Source organism: Stieleria marina (assembly GCA_007741555.1).
Taxonomy (GTDB): domain Bacteria; phylum Planctomycetota; class Planctomycetia; order Pirellulales; family Pirellulaceae; genus K23-9.
The window spans coordinates 2,205,083-2,227,207 of record CP036526.1 but is presented as its reverse complement, the minus strand read 5'-3'; the positions used below and the strand labels follow the sequence as shown (position 1 = coordinate 2,227,207).

Annotated in this window: 14 protein-coding genes and 2 tRNA genes; 10 read left to right on the top strand and 6 right to left on the bottom strand. The window is 54.9% G+C overall.

Annotated features, from left to right (window positions below):
* Nucleotides 1–279: 279 nt before the first annotated feature.
* Nucleotides 280–1,827, top strand: a complete 1,548-nt coding sequence (locus K239x_RS07815) for a DUF1598 domain-containing protein (protein WP_419190060.1) — start codon at nt 280–282, stop codon at nt 1,825–1,827.
* Nucleotides 1,828–1,931: 104 nt separating this feature from the next.
* Here K239x_RS07815 and K239x_RS07810 read toward each other — a convergent pair whose 3' ends face one another.
* A complete protein-coding gene (locus K239x_RS07810; RefSeq protein WP_145417278.1) occupies nt 1,932–2,678 on the bottom strand; it encodes an arginyltransferase in 747 nt (248 codons plus the stop codon).
* A gap of 88 nt (nt 2,679–2,766) precedes the next feature.
* On the opposite strand from K239x_RS07810, the gene K239x_RS07805 reads away from it, so the two are divergent.
* Nucleotides 2,767–3,849, top strand: coding sequence for a GDSL-type esterase/lipase family protein (locus tag K239x_RS07805; protein ID WP_145417276.1), 1,083 nt, complete (start codon nt 2,767–2,769; stop codon nt 3,847–3,849).
* Here the strand turns inward: K239x_RS07805 and K239x_RS07800 are convergent.
* Together K239x_RS07800 and K239x_RS07795 are read right to left on the bottom strand one after the other, a co-directional pair.
* Nucleotides 3,846–6,008 carry a hypothetical protein gene (locus K239x_RS07800; protein WP_145417273.1) on the bottom strand — a complete coding sequence of 721 codons (2,163 nt, stop codon included), beginning with the start codon at nt 6,006–6,008 and terminating at the stop codon, nt 3,846–3,848. The genes K239x_RS07805 and K239x_RS07800 overlap by 4 nt on opposite strands.
* A 241-nt stretch (nt 6,009–6,249) precedes the next feature.
* Nucleotides 6,250–7,629, bottom strand: a complete 1,380-nt coding sequence (locus K239x_RS07795; RefSeq protein WP_145417271.1) for a DUF1598 domain-containing protein — start codon at nt 7,627–7,629, stop codon at nt 6,250–6,252.
* A 568-nt stretch (nt 7,630–8,197) separates the two neighbouring features.
* Here K239x_RS07795 and gnd point away from each other — a divergent pair.
* Complete coding sequence (gnd, locus tag K239x_RS07790) at nt 8,198–9,679, top strand: decarboxylating NADP(+)-dependent phosphogluconate dehydrogenase (RefSeq protein ID WP_145417269.1); 1,482 nt, start codon at nt 8,198–8,200, stop codon at nt 9,677–9,679.
* A gap of 20 nt (nt 9,680–9,699) precedes the next feature.
* Here gnd and K239x_RS07785 read toward each other — a convergent pair whose 3' ends face one another.
* Together K239x_RS07785 and K239x_RS07780 are read right to left on the bottom strand one after the other, a co-directional pair.
* On the bottom strand, nt 9,700–10,125 hold the full coding sequence (locus K239x_RS07785) for a hypothetical protein (RefSeq protein ID WP_145417266.1): 426 nt from the start codon (nt 10,123–10,125) through the stop codon (nt 9,700–9,702).
* 229 nt (nt 10,126–10,354) lie between these two features.
* Complete coding sequence (locus K239x_RS07780; protein ID WP_419189801.1) at nt 10,355–12,256, bottom strand: redoxin domain-containing protein; 1,902 nt, start codon at nt 12,254–12,256, stop codon at nt 10,355–10,357.
* 429 nt (nt 12,257–12,685) lie between these two features.
* On the opposite strand from K239x_RS07780, the gene K239x_RS07775 reads away from it, so the two are divergent.
* The 6 genes from K239x_RS07775 to K239x_RS07750 all read left to right on the top strand — a co-directional run bounded on the left by K239x_RS07775 (nt 12,686) and on the right by K239x_RS07750 (nt 18,382).
* Nucleotides 12,686–12,759, top strand: a tRNA-Ile gene (locus K239x_RS07775).
* Between the two features lie 87 nt (nt 12,760–12,846).
* Nucleotides 12,847–12,919 (top strand) — tRNA-Ala (locus K239x_RS07770).
* 489 nt (nt 12,920–13,408) lie between these two features.
* Nucleotides 13,409–14,884 (top strand): neutral/alkaline non-lysosomal ceramidase N-terminal domain-containing protein, encoded by a 1,476-nt coding sequence (locus K239x_RS07765; RefSeq protein WP_419189800.1) that lies wholly within the window; start codon nt 13,409–13,411, stop codon nt 14,882–14,884.
* An 86-nt stretch (nt 14,885–14,970) separates the two neighbouring features.
* Complete coding sequence (locus K239x_RS07760) at nt 14,971–16,275, top strand: 3-keto-disaccharide hydrolase (RefSeq protein ID WP_145417261.1); 1,305 nt, start codon at nt 14,971–14,973, stop codon at nt 16,273–16,275.
* Nucleotides 16,276–16,285: 10 nt separating this feature from the next.
* Nucleotides 16,286–17,083: a hypothetical protein gene (locus K239x_RS07755; RefSeq protein WP_419189799.1), complete on the top strand. Its 798-nt coding sequence runs from the start codon at nt 16,286–16,288 to the stop codon at nt 17,081–17,083.
* Between the two features lie 42 nt (nt 17,084–17,125).
* The gene (locus K239x_RS07750) at nt 17,126–18,382 is read left to right on the top strand and encodes a M14-type cytosolic carboxypeptidase (RefSeq protein WP_145417259.1); all 1,257 of its coding nucleotides are present in this window, start codon (nt 17,126–17,128) and stop codon (nt 18,380–18,382) included.
* Here K239x_RS07750 and K239x_RS07745 read toward each other — a convergent pair.
* Nucleotides 18,374–20,923 carry a neutral/alkaline non-lysosomal ceramidase N-terminal domain-containing protein gene (locus K239x_RS07745; RefSeq protein WP_145417258.1) on the bottom strand — a complete coding sequence of 850 codons (2,550 nt, stop codon included), beginning with the start codon at nt 20,921–20,923 and terminating at the stop codon, nt 18,374–18,376. The genes K239x_RS07750 and K239x_RS07745 overlap by 9 nt on opposite strands.
* A 153-nt stretch (nt 20,924–21,076) precedes the next feature.
* Here K239x_RS07745 and K239x_RS07740 point away from each other — a divergent pair, with 153 nt between their 5' ends.
* Nucleotides 21,077–22,117: a metallophosphoesterase gene (locus K239x_RS07740; RefSeq protein ID WP_145417256.1), complete on the top strand. Its 1,041-nt coding sequence runs from the start codon at nt 21,077–21,079 to the stop codon at nt 22,115–22,117.
* The last annotated feature ends 8 nt before the right edge of the window (nt 22,118–22,125 follow it).

Sequence of the window (22,125 nt, the reverse complement as noted above, 5' to 3'; positions counted from 1 at the left end):
ATCACCGTTTTTTATTGCCCACCGTGTTGGAATCTGCTGTAGCGTTTCGCGTCGCCATGGACCTGGCGGCGTATCGGGACGAAGCGATTCGCTTGGTCTTGGAGGGCGTTTCCTTGTGTTTACACGATATGTTTAGTTTCTGGACCAAAACTTGCTCTAATGAGATGGCCTGCTCTTCTCCTTTTCTCGTCCAGGATGACTATCATGCTTCGCGCTAGCACTCCACACCGAGACAGACGCACTGCTTGGCCACTAACTCTTCTGAGTACAACATTGATAGTGCTGTCGGCGGGAACGGTTGATGCAGACGACCTTGCCCAGCATGTGGGCAGCGGCGAAGAGGTTTCGGCGACGAAAACGGCTAGCAACATTACGCCGGGTGACTACGCCAACGAAGTCATCGCGAATTCGACCCGAGGTGAAGGCGCCGCGGGCGGAAGCTCAATGGCGGATTTTGATTCGCTGATGCAGCTAGTCGAAACCACCGTCGTGCCAGATACGTGGGAAGCACTTGGCGGCCCGAGCACCATGGCGCCTTATCCCCAGGGCGTCTACGTCGACGCCAACGGAACGCTTCGACCTTGCACGACGATCGCCAAATCGGCTGCCGCCGACCAATTTGCGGCACTCTTGAAACGACAAGCCGCTGGAAACGCGGATACGACGACGGTCGATTGGCACCAAGCGTCGCCGATGCGATTCGTATCACTGAAGCGACTGAATGATCATGTGGCAAAACAGAATTGCTTTGGCCAACAGCCCTCCGCCGAACTGTTGAATCTAGCGGGACTTTCACGCGTCCAGTACGTCATCCTGAGCGACGACGACATCGTATTGGCTGGCCCGGTCGGCGGTGTCGAATTGATCGATGGCTGGTATCGCGACCGAGCCACCAGCATGAATACGCTGCGAAGCGATTTTCTTTTGACGTGTCTTTCGGCGGCTCTGCACCACGATCACTTCGGATGCACGATCGATCCAACACCGCAAGGAATGCAGAATGCGGCAGCGGTCGCCGCATCCGTTCAATCCAAAGCAATTCCTGTCGGCCAAGCCGCTGAAAAGCTGCAACAAGCCCTTGGCTTGCAAAGAGTCGAGGTGTTTGGCACCGCTGGCGACACTCCGATCGGCTACGTGATGGTCGAAGCAGATCGCCACATGAAACAGCTGGCTTTGGGAAAAGCCGACATGCCCGAGGGCGTCAAAAACTACTTAGATGCAATTGATGACTTCATCGCCCAAGGCCCCCCCAATCAATTGTTGCTGCGACTGTGGTTTACGGCCGAGCCTCGTGCGATCCGCGCTGACACCGACAAACAGGTTTTTGAAATTGCAGGCACCCCCATCCGCTTGAGCGGCCAAAACCAACGGGCACTCTCTGACGGACAACGTGGCGCGGTAACGGGTGATGTGCGGACCGAAGCATTTGTTGCGGAATTCAACAAACACTGGAGCAGCATCCGATCACAGTATCCGATCTATGGATCGTTGGAATCAATCTATCGCGTCGCATCGGTGGGAGCTTTGCTGGATCGTTTCGCAGAAATGCCCGCCCACCGAACGCTCCTGCAATCACTTGCCGCCGAAGCATCGCTGTCGGCCTGGATCATGCGCACGCCGCGCCAAGTCGATTCGATTGCAAGTTACCACCGCATTAAGCGTGGTCGACAAATTCACCACGTCGTCTTGGCCAGCGGCGGCGTTTCTGTCGATGTCATGCAATTGATCCGATCGGACGTGATCGATTACCCTGCTTTGGCATCGATAGCCAACCCAGGCCAGACAAAGCCGAAACTGGTGCAGCGTTGGTGGTGGGACGCGAAGTAGTCGCTCGATGGGATACTCCGCTGCGCAGATTTACTTTGGCAGCCGAACTTCCGCAACCAAGAAACGCGTAAGACTAAAGAGGCGGCCGAAACGCTTTGCGAACTCTACACTTCAAAATCGGTCCACTGCCCATCGCACAGACGTTGCTGCGGGCCGAACCTCGCCTTGTAGTTGAGGTGTGAATTGTCAGCGACGTACATTCCGAGATAAACGAACTGTCGATTCGTCTGGGCTGCCCACTGAGCTTGCTTCAAGATGCCATACGTCCCCAAGCTGTAGCGACTTTCCTTGGGATCAAAGTGCGTGTAGACCGCTGAGATACTGTTTTCGCCGACATCGATCACGGAAACTGAAACCAGCTTTTGATCTCGGTAGACAGACAGCTCCAGCGTATCGCAGCAAGTATCGTTTAGAAACGCGCCGTAGGAATACTCATCTACTGGTTCGCCGCTGCCCAAATTACGATGCAAACGATGCTGATTGAACATGGCGACGCGTTCTTGATCAATCTGCGGCGGGCCCCATTTGTGCGTCAATTCTCGATCGCCACGCTTCAACACGCGACGCATCGAACTGGTCAGTTTGAAAGTCGCGACTGGTACGCGAGTTGGCTTGCATTCGCTGCAAGTTGGGCACTGAGTGCGATAAACAAAATCACCACTGCGCCGGTAGCCCATCGCGAGTAGTTCGTCCGTGATCTGCGGTGTCACGTCTCCCACCGGAAGCCGCAGGGGCATCCGCGCAGTCGTGTCGGCAAGGTACGGGCATTCTTGCAACTGATCCTGCACCACAACCAGCTTGCATTTCCCGCTGGTCTGTCGGAGCGGCTGATCGGCATCCAGATAGTTCATTCGCTACTTCTCCCACGAAAATGGTAAGCGTGCATCATACGCTCCGGATGAACGACAAGCAGTCTTTTCGCGTAGTAGATTGTACCGCATGCCGACGTTATCCCCGACGCTAAATATCCACATCGCCGGTGAACTGCCGCAATACTTCATCCCGACAAGGCATCCCAAGATGGCTGATGTGTCGCCAAACCAGACGCCGTGCGACCAAGGCACTGGGATTGGGCCGCGTCTGTCGCGAGCGGCACAAACAAGCTGCCTAATGCTAGTTTTTGTTCTCTCGCTTTTAAGTTTTCCAAGCGTGACACCTTGGATGATTGCGTGGTGGACGGGATGGTCAGTCCTGCAGATTGTCCGCGGCAAACCCGGCTGGCTTCCCATCGTCGCTTGTCTCGCAACGCTCCTGATCCGTCCGGTCGCGATGACGCCAGCCATGGTAGTGTTGTTGCTTGCTTTTGCACTCGCTGCCGCGCTTCTTTTTCGTTGCCCACCGCAGTCACGTCATTCGCTTCGCCGACTGGTCATCGCCGTGATGATTCTGAACTGGGCAGCCATGTACTGGGAATGGCAAACGATCCAACAGTGCAGTCAGCCCGCTGAGTTCGACGTGACACGTCCCGTCGTCTGCTTGGGCGACAGTTTGACCGAGGGTCTGCGCCCCGACCGCGGCTACCCAGATGCCTTGAAGCAACTGATCGCCCCCGAAGTAATCAACTTGGGTTTTTCGGGAATCGCAACTCGCCAGGGCCTGGACCAGATCGACCGAGTACTGAAACATCACCCGCAAGTTGTCATTATCGAACTGGGAGGCCACGATTTTTTGAAAGGTCACTCACGTCGCGAAACGCGTGACAATTTGAGATCGATGATTCGATCTTGCCGCGAACACGGCAGCGACGTGATCCTGATGGAGATTCCGCGTGGGTTCATCTTCGATCCATTCCGCAGCATCGAAAGGCAAGTCGCGTATGAAGAAGACGTCCAGCTCATTTCCGACACATGGCTGCGCCAGATTGTCCTACAAAGCCCTATCGCGCCGCCGGGGAAATGGATGTCAAAAGAAACACACCTCAGCAGCGATGGCATTCACAGTAACAAACGTGGCAGCCAAAAGATTGCTGCCCGCGTCGCCGCGACACTACAAAAAATGTATGGCAAGCAATTGGCCCGCTAGTTGATTGGCCAAGTAACTTCTGTATCCAATTCGACGTCCTCGAACCGATAGTCGTTCGCGGCAACATTGCTGGGGGAGTAGTCCTGACGAAGTAGGTCAGGGCGAAGCAACCTGTATTCGGCAGGCACATGATTGACATAAACGGCGTATTTTTGGTTTGGCGGAACCTCGAATCGATACTCGCCATTGGCTCCTGTCTTTGCCAATCGATAGTGGGGCTCCGGAAGTGACATCATGCCTTGCTGTGGACTAGCACTTCTCATCTTGCTCAAAACCATCTCGACATCTGGAGCCGGAATTCCGTTTGCATTCACCTTGCCTTGTAAGACCCAAGCTTTTTCAAGCTTAACGACGATTGGTCGCGTCTCCGGGCCACTCAGAACAACGTCGCCATACCACTTGCGACCTCCAATCACGGCAGAGACAAAAAGTCTGCCTGAAACCCAAGAATCCGATGACATTTTCAGGCGACACAATCCTGTGGCGTCAGACTTTGACAGACCGTCGACCGATCGTTTCTGCGCCGGCAGGTGCGGAACGTAATTAGGCATGATGACATGCTGTTGGTTTCCTCTAGTTTGCTCACGAAACGCCGACTCGATGCTGGCGTTCGGAACGGGACTGCCGACGTCGTCAGTCACTAAAATCTCCAAGTCACCGATCGGTTCAACCAAAATCGGCTTCAACTCCAAATTCTCGTTGGCGACATCCAGTGCCCTCAAGAGGTCGCTGCGATCCTGATCACTCAAAGCTCGAAATGCCTGTTTGGGTATTCGATAGCCTGGCCGCGAACCAGCGACCTGAACTCGGCACTGACCGCTTGGTACCTTAAATCGATAAGCACCAAGGCTGTCAGTAAAGACCCGAAATCGCTTCGGCTGACGACGGCCTTCAGAAAACACCGCAAATTCGACCGGCATACTGGCGATCGGTTGCTGAGTTGATTTGTTCTGGACGATTCCGAACACGGTGACTCGAGGGTCTTGTTCAAAACGCACCTTCACCGGACCGGCATTGTAAAACTGGTCGACAGGAAACTCCTGCTTTGTTGGCATCCAACCATCGACCAACCCTTCCTGCTTCAACTTGACAACTTCGGGACTGAAGGTCTCGCGCCACTCACGAGACACGATCCATTCAAACTTTCCGTCTGCATCCGTGGTCGCGTAGCCTGCATTTGGAAACAGTCGAATGCGAGCGCTTTTGATTGGATCGCCAGCACTGTCTGTTGCGACGACTTCAGCACGATCAAACCGCGTCTGAACAATCCGCAAAGGTTGATCGCAAGCGTGAATTTTTTGCGAGTACCGTGACGGCATTTCGCGTCCAGGCCGCTTGTATGATTCAAGCGTCACGTTGGTGGCAGTGTTAACGAATTGCGTGCGAAAGAATTCTCCATCAGTCAGTAACAATCTGCCGACGCAGCCCGCCGGCAGACCTCGAATTTGAAAGCCGCCATTCGCATCCGTTCGAACCGTTGGCTGAAGCGCACTGCCGCGAAGCGACATCCAGCGACCACTCGATGTTACAACGGGGCGTGGGCGTTTGCTGCCACTTGAACGAGAGCTCGTTTGGACAATTCCATTGTGAATCGGCGATCCGTGCCCAGCGTGTTCCAAGACGCTCAACTTGACGACAGCGTCGGCGATTGGTTCACCATCGGAACTGACGAACCTGCCACGCACATCCGTTACGGGAACGAGGTTGATGTCGAAACGGGCATGATCAAAATCAGGGACACACCTACCGTTTGTCCAGCCAACGCGACCAGATTCGTCGGCAGCAACGACTTCAAAGAAATCGACGTGCAGAGGAATTGCGACATCGTCAAAATAAAAACGACCAAACGAGTCAGTTTTCGTTCGGGCAAACGCGTTCGGCGAAACGTGACTGGCTTTGGAACGCCGATCCACTTGCGAAAACTCAGTAATGAAGTCACGAGTGTTGTGCGTTTGCAATACAACCCAAATATCAGCAGCTCGCTTTCCTACGGTGTCACGGACAATTCCACCAACGCGGAGAGTTTGTGTGGGGCCACTCGATTTGGTTAGCTCCAGTTTTTCCATGCGTTCAAAAAACGTGCCCCCGAGCAGATCGTCATGGGGAGAAGCCGCTTGCCCATCGCAGACAGCGGGAACCACAAAAACAAAGCAAAACATCGTGAGTGCGCTGATCGCTGCGCGGCGTATCTCAAAAACTTTGCCCCTACTCATCACTGCCCCCGGCCGAAGAATGATTTCTCGAAACGCTATAGATCTAGCTCCAACTCCATTCTAAGCGTTTCGCTCCACCTGGTCATTGCCGACTAACGTCGCGTTTGAGACCTGCGGGCGCACGAAAAAATCCGGCGAGCCGATGGCAGCTCGCCGGATTCTTGGTTGTTTAAGAAACGGTCGCGTCTCAGTCCCACCACCATTGGCCATCGGCTAGATCCGATGGTCCGGCGGTCTTCTTGACTTGATCGTTTTCGCCCGTCGTGTCGACGGTCAATCGGTCGGGGTTCAATGCCAAACGCGGCTGCATGTGAACGCCGCCACCCAGCGGAGTCATCAAGGTGTTGCCACGCCAAATGGCGTTGACAGCCGTTTCGACTTGCTCAGGAGCAGTGTAGATCTCCACGGCAACTTTCGATTCGTCGCCCAGTACGGACATGTCCCAATTGGCTTGAGTGTAAAAATCTTGCTGCTGGATGTAGGCCGCAGCGATGGCGACATCGACCAACTGACGAAGTTCGGCGTAGATCCGAACCTTGTCGGCAATCAAACCAAACTTGTCGGTAAAGTCTTGGCAGAAAGCTTGGCTGGCTTTGTTTCCGCGTCCAGCGACTCGTTTGCCGCCGTTGGCGACACGCTCAGCAGCGCCAACCAATTGCACGCCGCGTTCCTTGATTTTCATCGCCAACCCGTCTTCGCTGACAGCGATGCCGTCATAACGAGGCTGGAAATACCAACGTTCCATTGCATTGGCTGCAACGGCATTGGGGTTCGCACGATCAACATAGCTTTGCATTCGCACTGGCAAACGCTCCAAGCCAATGCCAATCAATTTCATCCGATAGTCGGCTTCGACCAACACGCGGGCAAAGTGAGACGACTCGGGAATGCCTTTGATCGAAACCGTTTGCAGTCCCAGATTGTCTTTGAGTCCTTTGGCCAAACGACTCGCATCGTTTGGCCCGACGCGCCCGCGAACCGAAGCAAGGAACTGCTGCATGCGAGCAAGTCCTTCCGTTGTGGGATCAATCGAAACGCTGATTACTGAGTTGGCTTTGCCGCCGGGGCCGTAGGCACGCAGAGCCGTGACAAGGTCTTCCAAGAGAACGACAGGACGTCCCGATTTGATTCCGACCAATCGATCGGTCGGATCGGCGACGAAACCTTCGGAAGGCCCGGCGATCACGATGTCGTTTGTGTCAGGATAGAAAAAGACGTACTCGACGGCGGTCAAACCTGCCAAACCACGAAACTCATCATTGAGCGGTTGGCCACTGGCTTGAGCCGCGACGATCGCTTTTTCAAGACGATTCAGCGAAACCTTGCGCAGCTTGCTGGACCGCATTAGGTTGCTGTCTTCGTTTTGACGAGCCGCAGCAAGCCGCTGATTGAACAATCGAGGATCGAATTGACGGACCTTCAACACGCCGGTCGCGTCGACATCCACACCAGCGATGGGATTGTTAATTTGAGCGTACGAGGGAGACACAACCAAAGTGGTTGCGGCAAAAGCAAGCATCGCCAGCAGGCAATTTCGAAAACCGATGGCGGTAGGAGCAAAATTCATGTTGAAAATCTGCACGTTGCACTAAGTGCGAAAGCGAACGAAATGCTCGACATTTACGGATGTTTGAGCGTGACAAGGTCCAAAAGGAGTCTAGTTGACGATCAGGGCACCCTCAACAAAAAACCATGGTATCTGCTGCCACTGACCATCGATTAATGCGGTTAAACGCATACCACCCCATTCCTCAGGCGACAGCAGGCCCAAAAGAGCACGAATCGCTAGTTAGAATCGGTGCAATCCTATCCATCGCTGCAACGTTTTTAGCTGTAAAAACAGGTTGCGTCGATGAAATCCTCGCGATGTGAACGGTTCGAGGCCGGATACGAACGATCCGAGGCCACCGGAGTCCTGGGCGGAGCAGTGGAGATCGATTCAGGCGGCTTGGAGGCCCCTGACGGCTTCAACACGATTTGCCGCCTATCGCTCTCGTTTTGAACCTTTAAAATCGCGGCTCGCAGCGGACCGCGATTCGTTGCTCAGGGACGACCAGAACCCTATTCTGGCGTCTCAGCAGATCGCAAATGGTTCGATTGGCAAACCTCTGACTCCAACAAATAAGAAAAACAAGATGAGTGGTGATTGTGATTTTGGCCTAATCGGCTTGGCAGTAATGGGCGAAAACCTGGCACTGAATGTTGAGAGTCGTGGATACAAGGTAGCGGTCTACAACCGCACGACCAGCAAAGTCGACGCGCTGATGGAAGGCCGTGCAAAAGGCAAAAATTTCGTCGGCACGCACACCATCGAAGAGTTTGTCAAATCAGTCAAACGCCCGCGAAAACTGATGATGCTGGTCAAAGCTGGCCCCGCCGTGGACGCATTGATCGAACAACTGCTGCCGCACTGCGAACCCGGCGACATCATCATCGACGGTGGAAATGAGCAATACCAAAACACCGAACGACGCACCAAACAGGTCGAAGCAGCAGGACTGCTATACGTTGGCTGCGGTGTTTCCGGTGGCGAAGAAGGTGCCCTGAAAGGCCCCAGTCTGATGCCCGGCGGTAGCGCCGACGCTTGGCCGCACATCAAAGAGATGTTTCAGTCGATCGCTGCAAAGGTTGGCCCCAACAACGACATTCCTTGCTGCGAATGGTTAGGCAGTGGTGGTGCTGGCAACTATGTCAAAATGGTTCACAACGGCATCGAATACGGCGACATGCAGCTGATCTGCGAAGCCTATCAGATGTTGCGGGAACTTGGCGGCCTGACCAACGATGAACTTTACGACGTTTTTGATGACTGGAACAAAGGCGATTTGCAGAGCTACCTGATCGAAATCACACGCGATATTTTCAGCGTGAAAGACGATCAAGGTGGCGACGATTTTATGGTCGATAAAATCCAGGATGTTGCCGGTGCAAAGGGCACCGGAAAATGGATGAGCCAACTGGCGTTGGACCTGGGTGTTCCTAGCACTTTGGTGACCACCGCGGTATTTGCTCGTGGATTGTCGGCTCAAAAAGAAGCCCGCGTCCGTGCATCAAAAAGCCTGGACGGTCCTTCGGCTTCATCGAACCCCGAAATGCAGGCGATCGCAAAATCGCTCGTCGGCGATCGGGCTGAATTTGTCGAAGCAGTCCGCCAGGCGTTGTACGCGTCAAAAATCGTCTCCTACGCTCAAGGCTTCGTGCAGCTGCAAGCTGCGTCAGCCGAGCATGGCTGGGGACTCGACTACGGTGCTGCGGCTCTCCTATGGCGAGGTGGTTGCATCATCCGCGCTCAGTTCCTGGATCGCATCAAGGAAGCGTTTGACGCCGATCCGAACTTGGAAAACTTGTTGCTGACCGAGTTTTTCGAAAAAGCCGTCGAAAACTCGCAAGAGAAGTGGCGTAAGGTCGTTGCAGTTGCATCGATCATGGGCATTCCCGTCCCAGCGTTCAGCGCCGCACTGTGCTACTACGATGGCTACCGCATGGAACGCCTGCCAGCGAACCTGTTGCAAGCTCAGCGTGATTACTTCGGTGCTCACACGTACAAACGCACCGACAAAGAAGGCACGTTCCACACGGAGTGGATCCAGCTTCGCAAAGAGCCTTCACAGGCTTAGTCGGCGACCCAAATCGCTGGCTAAGCGGTCATAAACCGCAGATATTCGACAAAAGCACCGGGATCATTTGGGTCCTGGTGCTTTTTTTGTGTCTCGATCAATTGCTTGACCGCGGCACGAAACGCGTGAGTCGAAACCTCAACGCGATCAGCGACCTGAGTGATCACTTGAAACAACTTTTCAGATGCATGACCGCTGGGCGTTTTGCCAACTAGACAACCTCGCAAGGCCGCCAGCACAACCACGTCCTGGCCCGCGTCTCGTGTGATGTCGGCCAAACGCAGGATCTCTGCGGTAACCAAGTCAACGACATCCACGCGTGCGGCAGCAGGCGTCTGCGTTCCTACGTCGCTCGGCGACTTTCCCGCGGACGATTCCGCCAAGCGTTGGCGACGACGGCGATCCGCCGCTTTAAGTTTTTGCTTGAGTCCCTTGGACTTTGCCATCGTGCATTGGCCGTTAATCAGAATGCTGAAGCCCCGTTTCACTAACGCGAAAAACGCCTACCGAACCGCCGCACAAAATTTCGATTTGCAATAACTCTTTGTCGAAACGCCGCGAACCGGGAGGGGCACAAAAAAACGGATCGCCCGCAGGTGCGAACGATCCGTGATTAGTTCTCGATCAACGGACGGGGCGGAAAAGAAACTGCCCCGACGTTGAATATGCGCCGGTCTATGACTTTGGCTTGGTCATCGACTCCAATTCACCATCAAGCTCGGCGACTCGCAAATTGTGACGAACCATCTTTCCGTTGCGATCAATCAACATCATGGTCGGCAACGTTTGCACGCCAAACTCGTTTGACAACGGGCTAGACTCCAACCCACCGTCCTCGAACAACTGAGTCCATGGCAACTCGTTTTCTTTCAGGAAACCAACGGCCAAGTCGCGTGTCGTGTCGACATTGACGCCAACCAACTGGAGACCTGGGTATCGAGCACGCATGCGACGCAGGGCTTTCATGTCCTGTTTGCAGGGTTCGCACCAAGTCGCCCAGTAGTGAATCACGACTGGATTGCCACGCAATTTGGAAAGCGAAAACTGCTTGCCGTCGATGGTCGCACCTTCAAATTCGATCCGTCGACCTTCGGATTCCAATCGCCGAACAGCACCGGCGGCTTTGCGGCCAGCGTCGGTGTTGGCAAAATCGCTTGCCACACGTCGGTAATTGCGAATCGCTTCGCGGGTTTTGTCCTCAAACTCCTTGCTTAGCGCCAGCTGCAACAAAGCCTGAGCCGTCTCGGGAGTTTTGGGATAGCGGTCAATGAAATCGTTCAGCGTTTTCAGATACCACTCTTGGACCTTCGGAAAATCAGCGTCTTTTGTCTGCCGCGTGACATACTCGGTCCCAATCGACTGAAACTCCGCATAGGCACTCAAGCCTTCGTTTCCACGGCAAAACTTGCTGGCCACTTTGCTCAACCGGCTCAGACCATCGGGATAGCTACCGCTTTGGACGGCGACCGTGACGGTGTCGACCAGCTGCCGCACCCAAGTCTCTTTTTCTTCTTTGGAACCGGCCGTTTCAATCAGACTTTCGACGATTTCGGCACGTTGATCATGCAATTTTGCCAGGGTCGATACTTTGGTATCGGGCGTCGTAGCCGTCAGAGCGGCGTCGATTTTCTCCAGCTTGACGACCAATTCCTGGGTCGCTTCTCCGATGCCGTTCCGGCCACCGGCCGACGCCATCGACGCACTGCCAGGCGTAAAGAAATGCCCGTTGCCTTGTGCAACACCCTCGCCTTCAGCACCGATCGACGGTAAATCGACCAAACGCCACGCATCGCCTACTCGGACGATCGTGCCAACAAGTAGCTGGCCGCTCTTGTCGTCTTGTTCAAACATTGCGACGGCGTTTTCGTAGACCAGAACGTCTTTGGTGGACCCGTCGGTGCCCGAAGGGACGATTCCCGGTGTCGACGATGCAAACTGAACCCACTTTGCATTGGGGCCAACCGCATTTTGTCGCTTGGCCAATTGCCCAAAGCTGCGTGCCGCGCGAGCGGCTTTTTCGGACAGATCCTTGGCTTTTTCTTCGCCCAAGCCGATCGAACGCAGTTCACGCTCAGTGGCCAACATCCGAGCAAATCGCGATTCATCGCCTTCGCGGACCGCTGCGACGACTTCGGCGGAAACTTCTTCCACGGAAATTCGCTGCCATCGATCGATCTTGCCGTCTTCGTTTTCGTCTAATCCCCAGCGAGTTCCGCTGGTACCGAGCCACTGATATTGGTCGGCTTTCCCGTTGAAATCGGCGTCAACGTCGCGGTAAACCTCGATTCCGAAGTTGTAATATGACCAAAGGTCGATTTTTTTGTCTTTGTTGGTGTCGGCAAATCGTCGCAGCATGGTGCCGTCGCCAGCGACGACTTCCCAGCCCGTCCACTTGGGGTGGTCAATGTCGCGAACTTCGCATTTTGCCACGTCCGCGGCAGGTACTTTTTCGTACGTCACCTCGTCCTGCACAGGCTCAAGCGACAATGCCGCTTTGGGGCTGGGAGTGTCGGCCAACGCGGTGGAGGGCACGACAAGCGCGGACAGCAGAAACGCCACGCTTGCTAGGGTTTGCACTGAAAGTGCTTTCTCGGTTCGATCCATGATGCCGTTTGAGTCCCGTGATTTCCGGTGAAAGTGTGGAGTGTATTGTGTTTGTGATGACGAAGTTAGACGAGCCAAGGGCAAAGTCACCGCAACCACCGCACTAACGACTAGTCTCCCGATCGTCGCATGAGCGGAATTAGCCAACAGTAGGCGGCTGGCCTTTAACGGCTGACAACCAAGAGCTGTCCGACTGAATCGGTAGCCATGTCGTAGCAGCCTGCGTAACCAGTCTTGATGCTGCCCTATTTTGCACGAACCTTGCCCCCTAAGAAAACGTCGATTCATGCTTGGGAGGGCCAATGGACGAAAAAAAACGCTTAAGAGGTCGCTCAGTAAGCAACTTCCCTTTGACAGCCCAAGCAGTTCGCGTAAACTCTGCCCCTCCGAAACGAGAAATTCGGGCGTATAGCTCAGTTGGTTAGAGCGCGTCGCTGATAACGACGAGGTCCCAGATTCGAATTCTGGTACGCCCATTGACTGCTTGGTGGTCAATTTGAGATACTTTGCAAACTCTGAGATTTCAAATTTGAAATCTTAAACACGCCGCATGCGGTGTTCCCGGGGGTATAGCTCAGTTGGGAGAGCGCTGCCTTTGCAAGGCAGATGTCGTCGGTTCAAGTCCGTCTACCTCCACTTTCTAGCCACTTGCCTGTTCCAGGCAAGTGGCTTTTTTTGTTGGGAATCACATGGCGGTCGCCAGTTCATCGACTTTCTGTAGGCCCCGTCGATTTAGGTGGTTCCGATGAATGCTTCGATAAGAAACCAGCTTGGCAGCTGAATGCTCCGAAAAGGCAGGGAGCCACTGAACACGTGGCCCCTCGCGAACAAGCGAGTCACCTGCTGGCAGCTCGCCATCTTCGGTCGCAATTGATCCGGCAGAATTGAATTGGGCAATCTGGATCAGCCGCTCGCGACCAGCACGGATAGCGAAATCTCTTGCTCCATTTTGTTGCGACGACAAATCAGAACCGAGTGATACAGCACTGCAGGCTCTCTCTGCGACGCGGATGGCTGTTCAGACGCGGACGCCTGACGAGAACGTGCTTTCGAACAGATTGATTTTGATTGCGTTATTCTATCGCTCGAACTCGCGTCGTTGCCCTGCACAGGAATGATCAAAACATGCCAAGGTCTGCTTCCACAAGAATCGTTTCGTTGGTGATCGGTATCATCGTCTTACTCGGCGGTGAGCTCCGGGTTCGTGCCGAGGACGCTAAGCCGATCTTTCGGGCGGGCGCTGCAAAAAGCAATATCACGCCGCCTTTGGGCGAGTCCATTGTTGGCGGATGGAAACCGATTCCGGCGATCAACATTCATGACGAGCTCTACGCGCGTTGCCTCGTGCTGGACGACGGCCAGGTCAAGCTGGCCATCGTGCTCTGCGACAACGTTGGCATCCCCGCAGAAGTGTTTGACTTAGCGAAACAACAGCTATACGAAACGACCGGTCTGCCAGCTTCGCATTTGCTGATGGCGGCCACCCACACGCATTCGGCGACGACCGCTCGAGGGCCGTTGAAAACACTGCCCGAGACCGACCTGACTGACTACCAGCAGTTTGTTGCCCGCCGCATCTCCGACGGAGTTCGTCGTGCACTCGCGCAAATGGAACCGGCACGAATTGGTTGGGGAACGATCGATGAACCATCCGAAGTCTTTAACCGCCGCTGGTTCGTCACCGACGCAAGCTTGTTGAGCAATCCGTTCGACGGTCTCGATCAAGTCCGAACGAATCCGCCGCGCGGCAGTTCCAAACTCGACCGACCGGCTGGCCCCACCGATCCTGAAATCAGCTTTGTGTCGGTGCAAAGTCTTGATGGTCGCGCGATCGCACTGCTGGCCAACTATTCGCTCCATTACGTCGGCGGCGTGCGATCCGGAGACGTCTCGGCTGACTACTTCGGTTACTTCGCGAAGTTCATCGGGGACAAACTCGAAGCGAACGACCAATCGCCACCGTTCGTCGGCATGCTTTCCAACGGTACCAGTGGCGATGTGAACAATATCAACTTTCCCCAAAAGTCCACGCGAAAGTACCAGCGCTACGAGAAGATGCAGGAGGTGGCAGGCAAGGTAGCCAGTCGCGTGTTTGAAGCACATCAAAAGATCGATTTCCAAGACTGGGTTCCGTTGGCCGCCCAGCACGTGAACTTGACGTTAAAGACCAGGCAGCCCACACCGGAGATGATCGCGCACTTTGAAAAGGTGACAACTGGCAAAGACGATGATCCGGGACGCCGCCACAGTCGCGAAGAGATCTATGCGGATCGAATTGCGAAGATCCAGACGGCTCCCAAGGAAATTCAAATTCAACTGCAGGCCCTTCGCATCGGAGACTTAGGAATCGCAGCGATCCCATTCGAAACGTTTACCGAAACGGGATTGGAACTGAAGGACCGCAGCCCCTTCGGAGACACATTTACGATTGAACTCGCCAACGGCTCTTACGGTTATTTGCCGACTCCCCGGCAGCATCGTTTGGGCGGATACGAAACTTGGCTGGGAACCAGTTACGTTGAACAAGAAGCAACCACAAAAATCGTTGCAGCGTTGTTAGAGATGTTTCAAAGTCTGCAGCAGGACAACGAACGCAACTAACACTTGCCGCGTTGCTCGACGATCCCAAAAACTGATTGCGCAGTGAAACGCCCCCCCGTAGAAAATCACTTCCAAAAGCGACAGCGATGAGAAAACTTTTTGTAGCAACCATGATGATTGGACTTTCGGCGTTCTGCGGCCCGACCGCTTCGGCGGCGGATGTGGAGGATGGATTCACCTCCCTTTTTAACGGCATTGACATGGCCGGTTGGGTCAAGCGTGGTGGATCAGCGGAGTACAAAGTCGAAGACGGTTCGATCGTGGGAACTTGCGCTGCCGATACGCCGGGCAACACGTTCCTCTGTTCGGAAAAAGAACTCGGCAACTTCGTGCTGAAGCTGCAATACAAATTCCTCGAAGCCGGCAATTCCGGAATCCAGTTCCGCTCGGCCGCGCGCTCCGAAGGCGATCGACAACGTGTTTACGGCTATCAATACGAAATGCGTCCCGCTGGCGACATGACCGGTCGCATCTACGACGAAGGGCGGCGAGGCCACAAATTTGGCATCATTTGGCTCGACGCACGCACACCGCAGGATCGTTTGGACGCTGCTCAGCAAAGCTGCCAGGAAGCAGACCAGAAAGGAGAGTGGAACGATGTTGAAATTCAATGCGTCGGGCCGTCCATCAAGACGTGGCTGAACGGCAAGCTAGTCGTCGACATGTTCGACAGTTTCTCAATGAAGGGATTCCTGGGACTGCAGATTCACGCTGGGAAATCCGGCTCCGTCGCCTGGAGGAATATCCGCGTTAAGGATCTGGGCGAGAGCAAATGGGAGTCATTCTTTGTCAAAGGCGACGACGGCAGCTACCAACTCGCTAATGCCAAGTTCGTTCTGCCAGAAGAATGGTCCTTCACCCAGGACGGCGTTCTGCACGGCGCCCATTCCAAGAGCCAGGGCAAGGACGGGCTCGTCATTTCCACCAAGAACTACGACAACTTCATCGCTCGCGTCACTTATCGGATGCGTGGCGGCAACAGTGCCTTGTATTTCCGCGCCGAAGAAACCAGTGCCCCGTGGGTTCTGCGCGGATTTCAAAACGAAATCGCCAACAACAGCAAGGATTCAGCTCTCTGGCACACCGCCGGCATTGTTGACGGCAAGAAGATCCCCGGTCGCGGCTGGGTCGTCACGAACGACGAGCTAGTGGAAAAGGTTCGCAACAGGGACGACCAGTGGAACACGACCTGCACCGCTGCTTATGGCGATCGCTTGGTCCAGACGCTCAACGGATTTTGCACGTCGGATCTCGTCGACGAAGCGTGCGAAAAGACGGGCAAGCTGGGCCTGCAAATGCACGGTGGCACCGACTGCGAAATGTTCTTCAAAGATTTCCAGGTCATGCCAATCACGGACGACATGATGAAGTTAATCGAACGAACACGGTGAAACCACAGCCATGACGAAACAACTTTTTTGTCTGTTCTCGCTCACGCTCGGTTGCGTCGTCTTGCAAACGAACCTCTCAGCAGACGAATTTTCGGTTCAGCATTTACGACGCGTGAGCATCGCCGAAGCGCACCAGGCTGTGGCCGTCGATGAGTCGTCGTTCTACGCAATTTCAAACCGCACGATCGCTCGCTATGACAAGCAATCGGCCAAACGGCTTGTTCGCTGGGACGCGCCGGCAAAGTCCGGGATTCAGCATCTCAATAGTGGCGTCGTCGTCAGTCAACGCCTGTATTGCGCGAACTCCAACTGGCCCGCGAAACCTCTGAAGAACACAATCGAGATCTTTGGTGCGGAGACTTTGAAACACCTTGAATCAAAACCTTTTTCCGAGACACAGGGAGCCATCAATTGGATCGATCGACATCAGGGTGCGTGGTGGATCGTGTTTGCGTTCTATGGTGAGGGCGAAGTTCGCCGGACCAAACTGGTTCGCTTTGATGACGATTGGAAGGAAACGGGAATGTGGACGTTCCCCGAATCGGTGGTTCAGCGTTTTCTTCCCAACAGCAATTCTGGCGGCGCGTTTGGGCCAGGTGGGCGACTGTTCGTAACCGGGCATGACCACGCGGAGCTCTATGTCCTGGACGTTTCTGCTAACGACAGCGAACTTGAACACGTCGCCACTGTGCCAGCACCGATTGCGGGCCAGGGAATCGCTTGGGATCACGATGATCCAGGCACCCTGCTGGGAATCATTCGTGCCCGCCAAGAAGTCGTCTTCATGCGATGGTTGACCACACCCTGAGCCGGTGTTCCGGCGGATCTTACATTCAAACCGAGGCTTGCTATGAATCATCACGTGCTTGTTGCCGTTTTGGCAATCGTTTGCCTTTCGCATGTGTCTGGTGCGTGCCAAGCCAATGAACCGTTGGCGATCGTTGCCGACTTTGAAGGAGCTTCCGTTCGCGACGTCGCAATTGACCAGCAAGAGCGGAGTGTTAGTTTCATGCCGGGCGGGGATCCCCAACGTGGTTGGCCCTGCTGGTGGTACTTCCGCATCGACGGGATCGGAATCGATGAAGAGATCACGTTGCGGCTGCGCGGATCCAGCGCCACGATTGAGAAGCAAAAACCATTGTCAGCGTTTTGGGCAATGCCAGCTCAGGCAACCTATTCGATTGATGGCAAGTCTTGGCGACACACGGCGCGGGGCGAACGCCAGGGCGAGTGGATGACTTACAATCTAAAACCGAATGCACCATCGGTGTACGTCGCCTGGGGTCCGCCCTACACACCAAAGACCGCGGAGAGATTTGTGCGGGAGACTGGCAAACGTTCGTCTCATGCAACTGCGACGGAACTGTGCCGTTCGCGCGACGGTCGCACGGTGCCAATGCTCCATGTACGAGAGGGCCAGCGGGAGTCAAAAGATCGCTTCGGTGTCTGGGTTCAAGCTCGTCAACATGCGTGGGAGAGCGGTTCAAGCTGGGTGGCACAAGGATTCGCCCAGTGGATCATCGGTGACGATCCCAGTGCAGCTTGGCTCCGGCAGCATGCCGATATTTATGTCATTCCCATTATGGACGTGGACAACACCGCGACCGGCAACGGCGGCAAGAACGCACTTCCACATGACCACAATCGCGACTGGTCACCCAAACCTCATTGGAACGAGACGATGGCCGCCCAGCGCATGGTCTTGGACTTGATTGCTGACGACCGCATGGATGTATTTCTGGACCTGCACAATCCCGCGCCCGGCGATCCGTGTTTCTTCTACATCCTTCCCGAAGAGCTCATCAAAGAGCCGATGATTGGTCTCCGCAACCGATTCATTGATTTGGCCTACGCAAAGATTCGTCAGATCAAACCCATGATCCCAATGAGTAACAAACCCAAGATAACCGGCGTGAATTATCATCCACTCTGGCGACAGATCAGCGCCAATTGGGTCAGCATGAACGGAAACGCGGACACCGTAAGCTTGTGCTTAGAGACGGCGTGGAACTTACCAAGCAGCACAACGGCAGGGTACCAGGCAGTCGGTGCAAGTCTGGCCGCTACAGTGGATGAGTATCTCGCCGAACGACCCGAGCTACCATAACGGCAAGCGATTCGGCTTGGACCAACGAATCCTTGCCAGCAACACGTCGCCTCGGTAGCCGTCCTGAGGCATCCATTCTCCGACTGTCACCCAAGACTCCTGTGGACTTGCGTGCGTGACGTGAAAGTTGCCCATCAGTGCCACTTTATTAGGCGCATCGATTCCATCGCCCACCAATGGCAGAACCAATTGTTCGGTTGACTTGATCAGGCAACGCTTGTCGGTATCGACTTGTGCGACCCACAGCGGTGATCGCCAACGCATCACCTTCTCGTTGGATTGATCCTGCCGCGTGTACACCAGGAACAAGCCATCGCTATGCGTCAACCAATGTTGCTGCGTCGTTGACATCTCGATCGGGGTTCCATCGTCCCATGCCCAAGCTTGCTTCGCTTCATAGTTGAGCCCGTCGTCGCTGACGCTGACATAGCCACGGTTATCCTCCGCCCGCATGGTGATCCAGAACTTCCCATCGAATTCGGTCACACTCGGCTCCAGCAAACCCCGTCCTTTGTCATTGCGCAGAGCCGGACCAACTTCTTTTACCTTCAACCGTTCACCATCAAACGAAGCGTGCACTCCGGAAACCATCCGATTGATCTCCTTCGGACCAAAGGTGAACGACAACAGCACATCTCCGTTTGGTAGAACAACACGCTGGCCACAACCGTTCGAGTAAATATTGCTGCCACGTGGATCGTCCCACTGTAGGATTTTGCGTTCTGACCAAGTCCCATCCTGGTCGCGAGTCACGTAAACGGGATAACGCGAGAGTTGTTCCTTGCGGGCAAAGTAGTCTCCTTTGTAAAATACGACATGCCCCATCGCCAGCAGTGATTTTGCGATGGGATCATACTGAGGCACGACATCACACACGGCAGCTTTCAGATCATCATCGTGGCCAGGAACCGGGGCGCGACCGAGTGCTGCAATCGGTTTTGGATCGCTCCAAGTCTGGCCAAGATCGCTCGACGTCGACCAGTGAACCTGGCCAAAGTAGTCCGAGCCTCCAATTTGCTGCAGGGTCATCAGCGCCACCGGTTTTCCATCGACTCCCGGCATCATGCAGGCACGCGGATGAAACCAAGTCTGGCTCTTGCCATCGCGATTTCGCCACAGCGTTTCCTTCGAGATCGATGCGATCAGCGTTTCGTCGGCAATGACTCGCTGATCCGATGCGAGATCAATTTGCCGATGGACTTCCTGGACAATGTCTCTTTCGAGCGCCGGCGCCCACGCAGCGGGCAGCCCGTAGTAAACCATTGCCCCGCCACCTTCATAGCCACCCTCGCGGAGCACCCGCCGTGACGGAATGTAAGCCATCACGTCGTTTGCGTAGCCGGCCACCCATGTTCCCGTTCCCGCCAATTCGCTTTTCAGACGGATGGCATAATCGACGACCACTTCACCTCCAAGTGCTACCCACTTAAGGTCATCGCCAATCGACCAGGCACTGATGGGATACGGGTACGTTTGACTGAGAGGGACACCGCCTTCGATTTGCTCCCTCAGCATTGTCGCTCGAGCTACCTCGTAGCGATTCGCGGACTTTGAATTGAGCTCAATCTCCTCGCGTGTTGGCAGCGTATCGAACGGCAGATCGATCTCAGCGTACGTTGTCCGCAACGTTCCCTGGACGGGATGCATTTGCGATGTCATCAACACCGAATCCACGGCGGTTGCCAATCGCTGGCCGTAGTGCTTCGCCAACTGGACGGTTTTGCGCGGCAGCGGATTTTGGTCAGCGCCACAACCGGCAAAGAACAATGCGACGCAGCCGGGATGCTCTTTTTCCAATTCAATCTGAGCGTATCCCGGATAGTCACCTGACCACTGAAAGCCGCTCAGGGTCGTTGCGTGGCATGCATATCCAAATAGAACGGCGATCAGGTTCTCGTCCGCGTCTCGAACGGCGAGCACGGGAACATCATGGTCGCTGAAACCTTGCAGTTTTCCTTCGGTTCGCAACTGGGGCACCGACGCCGCCGAGTTATCGCGGCGATTGACCGCGAACGTCGCCGTGCCGCTTCCCCACCTTAACTCGCTCGGGGCGAGCCTGCCGATCGCTTCGCCAACCAGAGCAACGACTTGTTTCTGAAACGTAGAGACCCAAGCATCTACCGCGCGTTGCTGAGGTTCCGCGAGCAGCCGATAGTGCAGCGGCGCAAGATTCTGGCCGACAACAGGACCACTATGAGTGTGCGAAGTGCAGATGACAATTTGCTCGCGCGGCAGACTGTATTGCTCTTTCAACGAGTCACAGATTGCTTGCGAGAGAGTGCGATCGATGCCGACCAAGTCCAGAGTAACGACAACACCGCGGTTGCCTTGCTGGTCCTCTAACACAAGCGATTTCGCCCACAGCTCCGTCAGCTTGCCGTCGGCCGGACGAGTGCGTGCAGCATAGCCAGCCATCCACATCGGTTGCTCGGGCGTGATCGCGACTTTCGCGGCACCAGCCTTCCAGGCAAAGTCAGCGCCCGTTGCCACTGCCGTAAACAACAGAAAGGGTATCGCTAAAACAAACAGTCTGCGGTCCATGAGGTCATTCCAAATTGAATCAACGCGTTCGGCAGGGCCAAAAACAAGGGACAAGAACAACAGCCTGGGTTGCCTTGCGTCCCCTACAATATCCAAGTTCGCATCGCGCGAGGGAGAAGCCAAAAGATTTTTAGCAGATAGATCAACCGCCCCATGAAAACTCTTGTACTCCAACTCTTGCTTGCCTGCTGCACGACGGTCGCTCTGGCTGACGGCGCAGTGTTCGCACCTGCCCCATCGGGTTCGTTTACGATCGCCGTCATTCCGGATACGCAGGCGTATCGAGGACGCGGCACAAAGTCCGAACCGGAAAGCGACGAGGAAGTTCGCAACCCGGTTTTCCAAACGATTACGGATTGGATTGTGAAAAATCGTGCGCGGCAGAAGATTGTTTTTGTCAGTCACGTTGGTGACATCGTGGACAAGAACGTCCCCGAACAATGGGTGGTGGCTCGCTGGTGCATGGATCGGATCCACGGCGTCATCCCATACGGCATCACCGTCGGAAATCATGACATGGTGAGTTCCGGCGACTCGTCGTTGTTTCAGACATACTTTGCTGAGTCGCGTTTTCAGGACTTTGACTGGTACGGAGGCTCGTTTCATCCGGATCGTTCCGAGCCAGCGGTTTCCGGGAACAATGCCAATAGTGTCCAGAAATTCCGAGCAGGGAATCTGGACTTTTTGTTTCTGCATCTGGAATGCAACGCGCCGGATGATGTGCTGGCATGGGCCAACGAGACCATTGCCAGCCATCCGATGCACCGAGTCATCGTCACGACACACATGGATCTGGGTCCCACCAAACGTCCAACGACGAGCCAGGGTTACATCGATGATCCGAAGGGGCGCATGGAATGGAAAAAGTGCCACTCACGGCGAGGCAACACATCCGTGCAAATGTGGGACAAGTGTTTCAAGCGACACAAGAACCTGTTTCTGATTTGTTCCGGTGATCAAAGTCGGAGTCAAGCCATGCATCTTTCCGCACTGGGAGATCACGGCAACGTTGTGCATTCTTGCCTGTCCGACTACAGCAGTGATGGATCGTTGCGGCTCTACCGTTTCGTTCCCCGCAAAAACCGTGTGCACGTGATTACTTACAACACCGATCGCAATACCCTGACCCGAACCACCAAGCTGGTTCCTGACGAAAGCGATCATCAGTTTTCGTTTGAGTACTCAATGCAGTAGCCGAATTC

Bases quoted from the DNA above. Each gene is read 5' to 3' on its own strand.
- K239x_RS07800 (WP_145417273.1), bottom strand. From the start codon at position 6,008: ATGTTTTGCTTTGTTTTTGTGGTTCCCGCTGTCTGCGATGGGCAAGCG.
- K239x_RS07785 (WP_145417266.1), bottom strand. From the start codon at position 10,125: ATGGCAAAGTCCAAGGGACTCAAGCAAAAACTTAAAGCGGCGGATCGC.
- K239x_RS07805 (WP_145417276.1), top strand. From the start codon at position 2,767: ATGCCGACGTTATCCCCGACGCTAAATATCCACATCGCCGGTGAACTG.
- gnd (WP_145417269.1), top strand. From the start codon at position 8,198: ATGAGTGGTGATTGTGATTTTGGCCTAATCGGCTTGGCAGTAATGGGC.
- K239x_RS07795 (WP_145417271.1), bottom strand. From the start codon at position 7,629: ATGAATTTTGCTCCTACCGCCATCGGTTTTCGAAATTGCCTGCTGGCG.
- K239x_RS07755 (WP_419189799.1), top strand. From the start codon at position 16,286: ATGACGAAACAACTTTTTTGTCTGTTCTCGCTCACGCTCGGTTGCGTC.
- K239x_RS07750 (WP_145417259.1), top strand. From the start codon at position 17,126: ATGAATCATCACGTGCTTGTTGCCGTTTTGGCAATCGTTTGCCTTTCG.
- K239x_RS07740 (WP_145417256.1), top strand. From the start codon at position 21,077: ATGAAAACTCTTGTACTCCAACTCTTGCTTGCCTGCTGCACGACGGTC.
- K239x_RS07810 (WP_145417278.1), bottom strand. From the start codon at position 2,678: ATGAACTATCTGGATGCCGATCAGCCGCTCCGACAGACCAGCGGGAAA.
- K239x_RS07760 (WP_145417261.1), top strand. From the start codon at position 14,971: ATGAGAAAACTTTTTGTAGCAACCATGATGATTGGACTTTCGGCGTTC.
- K239x_RS07745 (WP_145417258.1), bottom strand. From the start codon at position 20,923: ATGGACCGCAGACTGTTTGTTTTAGCGATACCCTTTCTGTTGTTTACG.
- K239x_RS07765 (WP_419189800.1), top strand. From the start codon at position 13,409: ATGCCAAGGTCTGCTTCCACAAGAATCGTTTCGTTGGTGATCGGTATC.